At 56.9% G+C, this 11,708-nt stretch carries 5 protein-coding genes; all 5 read left to right on the forward strand.

Annotated elements, in window-relative coordinates; genetic code table 11:
* Positions 1 to 37 precede the first annotated feature (37 nt).
* The 5 genes from galB (at position 38) to G0Q06_RS03370 (ending at position 11,549) form a co-directional block, all read left to right on the forward strand.
* The gene (gene galB / locus G0Q06_RS03350; protein ID WP_163962455.1) at positions 38 to 2,542 is read left to right on the forward strand and encodes a beta-galactosidase GalB; all 2,505 of its coding nucleotides are present in this window, start codon (positions 38 to 40) and stop codon (positions 2,540 to 2,542) included.
* A gap of 32 nt (positions 2,543 to 2,574) precedes the next feature.
* Positions 2,575 to 5,073, forward strand: coding sequence for a hypothetical protein (locus G0Q06_RS03355; protein WP_163962457.1), 2,499 nt, complete (start codon positions 2,575 to 2,577; stop codon positions 5,071 to 5,073).
* A 155-nt stretch (positions 5,074 to 5,228) separates the two neighbouring features.
* Positions 5,229 to 6,221 carry a hypothetical protein gene (locus G0Q06_RS03360; RefSeq protein WP_163962458.1) on the forward strand — a complete coding sequence of 331 codons (993 nt, stop codon included), beginning with the start codon at positions 5,229 to 5,231 and terminating at the stop codon, positions 6,219 to 6,221.
* Positions 6,222 to 6,375: 154 nt separating this feature from the next.
* A complete protein-coding gene (locus tag G0Q06_RS14440; protein ID WP_238710240.1) occupies positions 6,376 to 10,425 on the forward strand; it encodes a sulfatase-like hydrolase/transferase in 4,050 nt (1,349 codons plus the stop codon).
* 341 nt (positions 10,426 to 10,766) lie between these two features.
* The gene (locus tag G0Q06_RS03370) at positions 10,767 to 11,549 is read left to right on the forward strand and encodes a PEP-CTERM sorting domain-containing protein (protein WP_163962460.1); all 783 of its coding nucleotides are present in this window, start codon (positions 10,767 to 10,769) and stop codon (positions 11,547 to 11,549) included.
* Positions 11,550 to 11,708: the final 159 nt, after the last annotated feature.

The following is an 11,708-nucleotide window of genomic DNA, read 5'->3' on the forward strand; positions in this document are numbered from 1 at the left end:
TTCCCTTATGCAAACCCCATTTCTGAAAAAGATCATAATGAGTCTTCTAGTCAGTGCCGGATCCATTCCCGTCTGGACATCTGCCGCCGGTGTTCCGGAGGCCCGCATGCGCCTTTCCGAGGAGTGGAAGTTTATCCGATTCGAATCCGCCCGGGAGGAGCCCGCTGGACTTCAGGAGCCCAATCTTGAGGACAAGCATTGGCAATCCCTCAACCTTCCCCACGACTGGGGAGTTGCAGGCAGTTTTCAGCCGGACCTGCCCAACCGGACCGGCAAACTTTCGTGGCATGGTATTGGCTGGTATCGGAAAAGCTTCCCCGGGCCGGAACTGGAACCAGGCGAACGCCTGCTTGTTGAATTTGAAGGAGCCATGTCGCATCCACAAATCTGGCTCAATGGTCAGCTTGTCGGCGAATGGGCCTATGGATATTCCACATTTTTCATCGACCTGACTCCGGCCCTCATGCAGGGGCGGGAAAACATCCTGGCCGTCCGCCTCGACAATCCGCGGGAATCCTCCCGGTGGTATCCCGGGGGTGGCCTTTACCGGGACGTCTGGCTGGTCCGGCATGCGGCTGTTACCCTCGACGAATGGGGCCCCTTCATCACGACCCCGGAGGTGGCCGTGGATTCCGCCCGGGTGGAGATTTCATCGACCATTTTCAATCGTCTTTGCTCTGATGCGGAAGTTCGGCTGCGGCATACGGTTTATGAGCCGGACGGGAAGCAGGTTGCCTCGGTGGTCACTGATCCCGTCAGGGTTCCAAAGGGAAAATCCAAGGTTCAAGAGGCCACTGTATTGATTTCCTCACCGCAGTTATGGGGAATTGAATCACCGGTCCTGTATTCGTGCAAAAGCGAAGTTCTTTGCGGGGATACCGTTTACCAGGAATGGAGGAGCTCTTTCGGGATCCGAACGATCAAGTGGACTTCTGACCAGGGCTTTTTCCTGAACGGCAAGCTGGTTGAGCTGAAGGGCGTCTGCCAGCACCACGACCTTGGCGCCCTTGGCGGGGCCTTCAACCTCCGGGCGGCGGAGCGCCAGTTGGAGATTCTGGGCGAGATGGGCTGCAACGCGATCCGCATGGCCCACAACCCGCCCGCCCCGGGGTTGCTGGATCTTTGCGACCGGATGGGCTTCCTCGTGGTGAATGAACTTTTCGATACATGGGCCTTGAACAAGACACGGGCTGACTATGGAAGCGATTTTGAGGAGTGGCATGAACGGGATCTCCGCAACTGGGTGAGGCGTGACCGGAACCATCCGAGTGTGATCGCCTGGAGTCTCGGGAACGAGGTACGGGAACAATCCGGGAAAAACGGGGGCTTCGAGCGGGCGAACCGGCTGGTAGAATTAACCAGGGAGGAGGATGTAACCCGCCCGGCAACCGCAGGCATGAGCAAGGGGGAGGCGATCATCAACGGCTTCGCCCAGATTTTTGATGTAGCGGGTTATAACTACAAAGCGGTCGCCGCGAAGTCACCCAATTATGCAACTCACTTCAGGGTGAACCCGACGCAGCCAGCCTACGGGGCGGAGACCTCATCATGCGTCAGTTCACGGGGTGAATACTTTTTCCCGCTGAATGAAGCCAAGAACGGCGGCTTTTTTGATTTCCAAGTCAGTTCGTATGACTGGTTTGCGCCTCCATGGGCCTACCGGCCTGATATTGAATTCGATTCGCAGGACCGATACCCCGCGCTGGCAGGCGAGTTTGTCTGGACCGGCTTTGATTACCTTGGTGAGCCTACGCCCTATAACAGGGACTCCACAAACCTGTTGAATTTTTCCGACCAGGACGACCGGAAGGCCCTGATGGCCGAGCTCGAGCGCCTTGGATCAGGCGCGCCCAGCCGCAGCTCGTATTTCGGGATCATCGATCTCGCCGGCTTCCCGAAGGACCGGTTCTATCTCTATCAATCACGCTGGCGTCCGGATCATCCTGTTGCGCATGTTCTTCCCCACTGGAACTGGAAAGGGCGTGAAGGGGAAATCACCCCGGTGCATGTCTACACCAATGGGGATGAGGCTGAATTGTTCCTCAATGGGAAATCGCTCGGTCGCAAGCGGAAGGGACCACGCGAATACCGTTTAATCTGGCCCGATGTCGCCTACGAGCCAGGCGAATTGAAGGTGATCGCATACAAGGAAGGCGAGCCATGGGCAACCACCGCCCGGGAGACATCCGGGAAAGCCGCACAGCTGAAAGTCTCCGTGGACCGGTCCAGATTGACGGCCGACGGACGGGACCTGGCCTTCTTCAAGGTCGAGATACTGGACGCCAAAGGGCGCTTAGTTCCCGACGCTGATCCGGAGCTGCAATTCGAGGTGATTGGAGCGGGGGAGTTTGTCGCCGCTGACAACGGGGATGCCACGGACTGGACCCCCTTTTTCACGCCTTCCCGCAAGGCCTTCAACGGGCTCGCCCTCGTCATTTTGAGGGGATCGAAGGGGATCCCGGGCACGGCGACCCTGCGCGTGACAAGTCCCGGCCTGGAACCCGCCGAGCTCTCCATCGAGACCATTGATTCCAACATGTAACCGTTTTTGACTACATAATCTGGATTTTTATAATGGACGGGCATGCGATTGCGATGATGAGCCTCGCTGCCACCAGTGTCGCCTGTTCCCAAGTCATGGTGGAGATCCAGCCGGACAGTTTTCTTCGTCGGGTGGGGGACAACATCCTCGGCGCGAACGTGGTTTACTCGCATGAGGATGATGCGCCATGGGAATCTGGTGACCTTATCGACCAGTACAAGGAATTGGGCATTTCCTTCATCCGCTATCCTGGCGGAGAGGTGACGGACTATTTCCACTGGGCCGATCCCAACGGGGTCGGCTGGCGGGACACCTGGGCGCCGGGTGGCAATTCCTCGCCCGAGCCTGCTTCGGCATGGATGGGCTACGCCGAATATATGGATCGTCTTGATTCCGTTGGCGGGCAACCGCTTGTCGGCGTGAATGTGGACTCGGGCCATGTCTACAACCGTGTCGAGGATGGCATTGCGGAGGCCGCCGCCTTCGTCCAGCACGCCCTCGAGCGCGGCGATGCGGTCCGGTACTGGTATGTCGGGAACGAAAGCTATCATGATATAAGCCGGATTCCGGGTGGCATGACGGCGGCTGAATATGGCAACTACATCAATGCCTATGCCAATGCCATGCGGGCAGTTGACCCGGAGATCAAAATTGTCGCCAACTGGAAGCACAAATGGAGCTCATCGTATGCGACCCTGCTCGATATCGCCGGGCAGAACATCGACATGATTGATTTCCATGGCTACTGGAACTGGGGAAATGTGACATGGGCGGCATGGACAGGCAAAACACCCCTTTCCATGAACGATGTCTTCAACGAGAAGTCCTACCTCGAGAATATTCTCGATATGAAAGCACGATTTGCGGCCCGGGGGCTTGGGCATATCGAACTGGGAATGCTCGAGTGGAATGTTGGCCCGTTTAGCTCCGATGATCCGGTCGACTGGCCATCCCGTTTTCAGATCAGCCTCATGAATGCGGAAATTCTCCTGCAATGCGTGGAAGCGGGATTGGATGCCTCCACCATCTGGCCGGCCCGCTGGCTCGGTCCTGGATCCCTGGGCAATTACCGCTCGGTGTTTGAAGAAGACCAGACAAACCCGACCTATCATGTCCTGCGATTGATCTCCCCCGTGGCGGGTCACCATGTGGTTGCGTCATCCGCATCGGATAAACGGAATCCCGTCGTTGCGATGGCCAGTCCTTGCGGTGAGCAATTGACAATCTATGTGCTTCTCAAAGGGGCAGTTGATACCGAATTCTCCGTGGATGCAGGGGGATTTTCCGCAGACGAAATCTCCATCGTCTCCTACTCGGCGGAGAACCGGGATATCAGTGGGAACCCGGTACTTGATTCCCGGAGTCTTGAAATGGATCCCTCAGGACTCATCACTTTCACTGCTCCCGCCTGGTCCTTTTCCCGCCTGACCTTGAAAAGGAGCGAATACCGGATGGAAACCGGCACGGTAACGGCCAGTAGCTCCGGTCGGGGTGATTGGAGAGGCGTTGTTTTCGCGCGGCCCTTTAATCTTCCCCCCGTCGTGGTCTGTGGCCCCCTCAGCGACAACGGGCCGGATCCTGCCTGGGTCAGCGTCCGCACTGTCACCGCTACTGGCTTTGAATACCGCATTTCCGAGTGGGAATACCTCGATGGTAGGCATGCCTCCAATGAGTCCTTTAACTGGATCGCCATTCCCGAGGGGAGACATCAGATTGGGGGTATTGTCTGGGAGGCGGGCTTCCTCGAGAGCAATCATCTCTGGTGGAAACCCCATCGCTTCAAGCGTCCCTTCCGCGAAGCACCCAGCCTTTTCCTGCAGATACACGACAATGGTGACACTGCCGTGGTTCCGCGAATCCGTAACATCGCCACCGACCGCTTTGAGCTGCGACTCAGCGAGGAGGAAATGCTCCCGGACCGGGTCACGGGGAATGATGGAGAACATCCCTACGCTGAGGCCAGCTACATCGCCGTCGCCATGGGAAGCGGGATACTTCACCAGACTGCCTTCCATTCCTTTTCCACCGGACCACAGATGGTTCATGACTGGAGGACCGTGGCCTTTCAGGAAAGGTTTGAGTCGCCACCTTGGTTCATCGCCTCCATCCAGACTGAGAACGACAGCGACCCGGCCGTCCTCCGCTTCCGTTCGCTCGACGAGGATTCACTTGAATTGATGGTCCAGGAGGAGAATTCCAATCTTCTTGAAGGCGATGGGTCCGGCGAAACAACCCGTCTCGCTCCCGAAGCTGCTGCCCTGCTCGTGGTCGGCTCTCCTGATTTCTCCACCAGCCCTCCGCGAATAGGCCTGACCAGCGATCCCGACAAACCTCTCACCCTCACCCTTTCCGCTTCACAGGTAATCCGTGGTCGTACCTTCATCCTCGAGCACGCTTTCACCCCACATGGTGCCTGGTCGCCATTGGACAGCTTTTCCCCGCAGCACGATGAGGTCGGCCTTGAGCATGCCTTCGCTCCAGCCCTCAATGGTCCCGCCGACTTTTTCAGGGTCCGTCTCATCAGTCCATGAATGCCCTCTTGCACATTTGTTGCGTAATTCCTGAAAGAATTTTGTTGCAAATTTGTCTGATATTTTAGATTCATTGTGGGAATCAAGTTTCCTGCTTGGTCGTCCCTCATCGTTCAACCCCCTAAAAATGTAAATATTCTCCATTTATGAAATTCATGATTCAAAATACCCGCTCAAAGACCTTGCTCGCCTGCGCAAGTACAGCCCTTCTCCTTGGCGCAACCAGTGCCTCGGCAGTCACGACTTTCACCGGTGCCACCAGTGGCGCCCTGGTCGACCCGACCAACTGGAGCGCAGGACTCCCGACCCGGGATAATCCGGGGATCATTCAGGACGCCGCCGTCACCACCGGTGGAGGGGACCTCAACCTGATGGACTCCACGATCGTCACCGTTTCCGGGGCGTCCGTCTGGACAGCCACCGGGCTCCGGTTCGATGACAACATCATCACTTTCGAAGACTCGAGCAGTTTGCAGACAACCGGCGCTGTGGCCCTCGGGCGTGACCTTGTAGATGACACCTTTTCCGTCATGAACTGGAATTCAACCGGTTCGTTCTCCAATAGTGGCACCCCCTTTCTTGTAGGAAGAAAGGCCAACGGTACCATGGTCCAGACCGCAGGAATCGTCGAAGTGGGTGATGTTCTCATCGGTGGGAATCTTGCCAATGAGACCAACGACGGCATCGGGCTCTATACGCTTGCTGGAGGGGCAGTGGAGACGAGTACGCTCGCCTTTCAGGCCGCAGGAGGCGCCCTGGACTTTACTGTCGACAGTACAGGGGTCGTCAATATCTCCAATGCCGCCCTTGGCTTTGCGGACGCGACCGCTGACCTGCAGGCCGCTATCGACGCAGGCAACATCACCATTGGTGGCCAGGTGCAGACCGCCGGTGATTACTCCGGCTTCCTTATCACTTACACCGCCGGCGTCGGGACCAGCATCCAGCTGTCCGATGGTTCCGGTCCCGTCCTCTGGGCCGGCTATGAGGTCGATGATCAAGGCAATGTCGATACCATGGGATGGATCGGCACCCTGAATGTCGCTCTCCCGGACTGGACATACAGCTACAGTCTCGATAACTGGCTCTACCTCCCTGAATCCTACGTCACCCCGCAGGGGTCCTGGATGTATGTTACTAAACCCTGAGCAGTAACTCCTTCCTTTTACGGCGGTTCGTCCACCCAGGTGGGCGAATCGCCTTTCTTTTATCAATTGCAAAAAAAAGTTCCTTGACAGCCGGAAGAGTTACGGATGCTTAGTGGCTTTTCGCGGAACTCCTTCGACCCTCATCTGATTTGTCATGAAAATACGCCCCACTCTTTTGATTTTTGTCTTAACCCAGATCCCGTTTACCTTGCCGGGAGAAGTGCTTGTCGGCTGGCACACGCCAAGCAACGACGACGGGACCGGAACGGACAGCAGCCCGGACTATTCGGTGAGTGGCTTTGGCGGAGTCGCGGATGGCATTACGCGGCAGATCAGCAACGGCAACGGAACGGGGAACAACACCCCGGGAGGGGATGGATCAACGGATAACACCTTTGGAACGGTGGCGATACCGGCTGGAAGCCTGCCGAGTGTCATTGCCTCGTGGGCGACGGAGACGAGCAACGTCCTGCGCAGCGAGCTGCGGATCACCCTGAGCAACGGAACGGGCGCTGTGGTTGATTTGACGGGGATGCACTTTGATTATGATCGAGAGCCGGACGGGGTAAACCCGCCGACGAACATCGACGTAACCTATGTCAGCGGGAGCCTTGGCATTGCGGATGGGACAGCGCTTGCATCGTACGGACCGATTGCCTCCGTGGTTGGCTCTGGCGGAGGGGACTATGTTGATGCGGACATCGACCTGACCCTGCTGGCGGACCACGACCTTGCCGCTGGGGAGACCGTTGAGATTTTGATCAAGGCATCTGGTGGATTGGGTGGTGCGCATGATTCCCTGTTCATCGACAACCTGGCCTTTACGGGGACCGTGGCGACGCCGCCTGAGCCCCCGGCTTCGTCCATTCCCGCACCGGCGATCACCTGGACTTCCGGATCGGCCACTCCGGAGACGGCACTTGTCGGGGTGACTTCAACCCTCTCAGGGACAATCCTGACGAATGGAAGCAACGGATCGGACGATGAATCGTATGGATCGCTGATTGCTGACCCGGCTGCGCCGGCCACAGGTGGAGCCTTTCAGCTGTCGAACAACCAGTCGTTGGATATTGTCCTGAGCAACAATGCTGGACGGCGGGTTTACTTGAACCGTATTTTACTGGACTTCAATCCCCGCACAGCTGATGCGCCGGTGGATGTTTCCGTGAGCTATGTCTCCGGGGATTTGGATGACGCCACAACGGGTGTCGGCTCGCTGGTGGGACAAAGTGTACTGGGTAGCGACCTTGCTGATTACCACGATCTGGATTGCGTGTTAGCGGATTCACTTTCCGACACGTATCTCGATGACGGGGAAAGCGCGACTTTCCGCATCATTGTTTCCGGAGCATCCGGATCCGGTTCGGCCTTTATCGACAACATTGGCTTCATTGCTTATCGTGCGCCGAATTTACTCGTCCTTTTAAGTGACGACCAGGGATATGCCGACGTTGGCTTCAACACGGGCAATAACGAAATCCCGACTCCCAACATTGACCGCATTGCCGACTTCGGGGTCAATTGCACCCGGGCCTATGTGTCTTATTCTGTCTGTGGTCCAAGCCGGGCCGGACTGCTCACTGGCCGCTACCAGCAGCGCTTTGGATTTGAGCGGAATCCGCAATACGCCGATCCGCAGGGTGCTGTTCCGCATTCTGAAATGATGATATCCGAGTCCCTCGAGCAGGTGGGCTACCACAGCGGGGCCATTGGCAAATGGCACGTGGGATCGACCGAGGAGGGTCATCCGCTCAATCGTGGATTCGACGAATTCTACGGGTTCCTTGGGGGATCTCACAAGTACCTCCTGACAAATCCCAACAACGGCAGTTACCAATACGCGATGCCGGATTCCTACAAGGCGAAGAATGAGCCCCAGAGCTACCAGACCTGGATCCTTGACGACCATACGCCGATCGACCCTTCCACTTATGTCGGCCCCGGCGGGCAGGAATGGTACCTGACCGATGAGTTCTCAGCCCAGGCGGTCGACTTCATCACGCAGAATGCTGCCTCGCCATGGTTTCTTTATGTGGCCTACAACGCGCCACACTCCCCGATGGAAGCGCCTCAGCGCTACCTTGACCGCTTCCCTGGCCTGACCGATGTCTCCGGATACCCGCGCAAGACCTACGCCGCCATGGTCAGCGCCATGGATGACGGCATCGGGCTTATTCTGGATGCGCTTAACACCCTCGGACTTGAGGATGACACTATTGTCTTTTTCCTTTCCGACAACGGGGGGAAAATCGGTACCGGTGCGAATAACGATCCCTTGAGAGGAGACAAAGGCGACGCCTATGAAGGCGGTATGCGGGTGCCCTTCGCGGTGCGTTGGCCGGGAGCAATTCCGCAGGGAATCACCTTCGACGATCCGGTCATGTCGCTCGATATCTTTGGGACGATTGCCGCAATTGCGGGTGCCCCGACGAATCCTGAACGCCCGCTCGACGGGGTGAACATCGTTCCTTTCCTGTCCGGTCTCGAGCCCGGTTTTCCGCACGACGAGGTATACTTGCGCAAGGAAAAGCAGCAACGCTATGCGGTGATCAGCGCCGATGATGATTTCAAGTTCGTCAAGCAGGGGACCTCCAATGAGCTCTTTAACATTGCGACGGACGTTCATGAGGACACCGATCTCGCCGGATCCAACCCGACCCGCCTTGCCGAGCTGCTCGCCCTGCGCGATACATGGGTTACCGGATTGATTGATCCGGTCTTCCTCGGTATCACCGATGTCAGTGAAGAATATTTTGACCAGTTGCCGGGTGGCGCTGTTACGGAAGCTCTTTTAAACCAGAGCATGATCAATGTCCTGACCCCCAATGATGACGGAAGCGTCACGGGCTTGGGCAATTACGTCAGCCCGACCATGGGGACATGGACCTTGAATCCTGCCGGCTCCTACAACGATCCGAATGACCAGGGCGACCACTCGCTCGACATTACGGTCGCCGCTTCGCCAACGACGGACGAGCTTCTGGCTGGTCTTACGCTTGACGTGGCCGTCACCCTCGACGCCACGACCCTGATGCAGGTCTACACGCAGTTTCTTAACATCAACGAGGCGCCCAACAACGGCATCCGGGTCGAGTTTCAGGACAGTACAGGGACCGTTGCTGCCAGCGTCACCTGGGGAGGCACCAATGTCGGGACGCTGTTGAATGGCGCAGCCTTTGATACGCCGGTTCCCTTCACCCCGCGCGATAATTCCGACGGGGTCAGCGGCTGGGACCAGTACGATGCCAATGTTCGCCCACTGAAGGTGCGGTTGACCCGTGAGTTTGTGACCGTCGACTTCGACGGATATACTGCTTCCGGCACAATCCAGAATGGGGTCAGCGAGATCAAGAAGATCTTCGTCTACGGCCTAGCCGGTGGTAGCCTTGCGTCTTCCATTTACATGGATGAAATTGCCGTCGACCTGTATGTGGCAGGGGAGTTTGCCCCGTTCACCACCGCATGGGACTCGGGTAGCCTGCTCCCGGATGTCAGTATCAGCGGGATCAACGCCCAGCTGACCACCACTGCCGGCTCCAGTTCCATCCACGGATCGACCGACGGATCCTACGGGACCTACAACACGGTCGCCCCCACCACGGCAGGCGCCTTCGCCCTTTTTGACGGGGACTTTATCGATGTCAGCATCCTCAACGAGACCGGGGGTCCCTTGATGCTGGAGAATCTCTGGCTCGATTTTAATCGCGACGAGGTTGGCTCCCCGGCCAATGTCACGGCGACTTATCTCTCGGGTGATCTCGATGACGCGGGCCCGGTCGAGGTCGGTTCCCTCCTTAACCAGCCGGTCGTCGCCGCTGACCGTACCGATTTCCAGGATCTTGATTGCGTCCTCGCCAGTTCCCTTGCCGATACTGTCCTCGAGAGTGGACAATCCGCCGTCTTCCGGATTTCCGTTTCCAACGCCTCCGGTTCCGGCGCCTCCTATATCGACAACATCGGCTTCAGCACCCTCATGCTCGGCGTCATCCAGCAATTCTCGCCGGATGGCAGCAACCTCCTTCTGCGCTGGTTCGCCGAAAGTGGCCGGTCTTACACCATCGAGACCAGTCCGAATCTTCAGCCCGGTTCATGGACTCCCCTCCCGGGCCCCATCATCGGCACCGGCCTGGAAGAGGAAGCCCTCCTTGATCCGCCAAGCGGTCCCGATACTTCCGTTTTCTACCGCCTCGTCATCGGTCAGTAGTTCCCTGCTTCGAGGCACATGATTCCCTTTTTGACTAAGTGATTGAGGTTAGCTCTGGGATTGAGTTAAGGAAGGTCCGGCCAAACTGGTCGGGCCTTTCTCTTTAACAGACAAAACTCAGAGAGTTTCCTTCCCGTTGGAGGGGAATTTTTTTTCGTAAAACCCCTGAGGGGCTTTGGGATCAAATAAGGACAATATCTATTATTCATGTTAATGCAGACAAAAAACAGACAATTTTGCCTGAAATAGCGAAAGTTCCTTGACAGCCGTAACTGTTGTGCAAGCATCGAAATTGATTCTGAGACTTTCCTCACGGATTCATTCCAACCCTACATCGACAAATGAAATATAGAAAAACCCTTACGGCCGGCCTTTGCCTGGCTGCTCTTCAAATCGCCTCCGCGCAGGTCACGACATGGACCGGCTTGGTTGATACAGATTTCAACACTGCTGGAAATTGGGACAATGGCCTTCCCGACAATGCAGGAAATCCGGGCATTGTTCCCACGGGAACGGTTACGACACTTTTGGCGACTTCGCTGAATGGCACAACAGTGACATGGTCGGGCGACTCCCACTTGAACACGACGGCAGCCGTTCGCATCGCAAATTCCACGCATACCTTCCAGGGATCGAGTAATCTCACCACCGGAATAGCGCTTCAGATTGGTCGAGGTACTGTTGCGGATGTCGGTACCCTGAACTGGGACTCTGCCGGAACGTTATCCAGCGGTGTCATGACGGTCGGCCGTGATGCCACGGGTACGCTCAGCCAGAGTGCAGGGGTTGTCGCCCCGTCGTCGCTGGCCATTGGTCGCGGGACCATTGTTGGCACTTATACGCTTTCCGGTGGAAATGTGACCACAGGCACATTCGGGATTGTTAACGGCACGTTCAACTTCACCGCAGGAAGCACAGGTCTACTCACAGTCACCAACGCTGGATCACCCTTCGATTTTGCTTCGTTGCTTGGTACCGGCATCCTTAAAGACGCAGCTGATTCCTGGATTATCACGAGCAACACCTTGGCGGTCGGCGTTCCCGAGCCCTCGACCTACGCCTTGAGCCTTGGTATCCTGGCGCTTGGATTCGTGATGATTCGCCGACGCGTGATCAGCGGTTGATCAGGTCTCTGTTTCCATCGCTTTAAATAAGGGGCCGGGTCGTGGAACGGCCGGGTCCCTTTCCTTTAAGAAATTCCAGTTTATTTCAAATGGCTTTATCGGACGAGTAATTGCCGATATCAACAAGGTCAGGACCGCTCGGAAGCTCGGCTGATTAAT

This window comes from Oceanipulchritudo coccoides (assembly GCF_010500615.1).
GTDB classification, from domain to species: Bacteria; Verrucomicrobiota; Verrucomicrobiia; order Opitutales; family Oceanipulchritudinaceae; genus Oceanipulchritudo; species Oceanipulchritudo coccoides.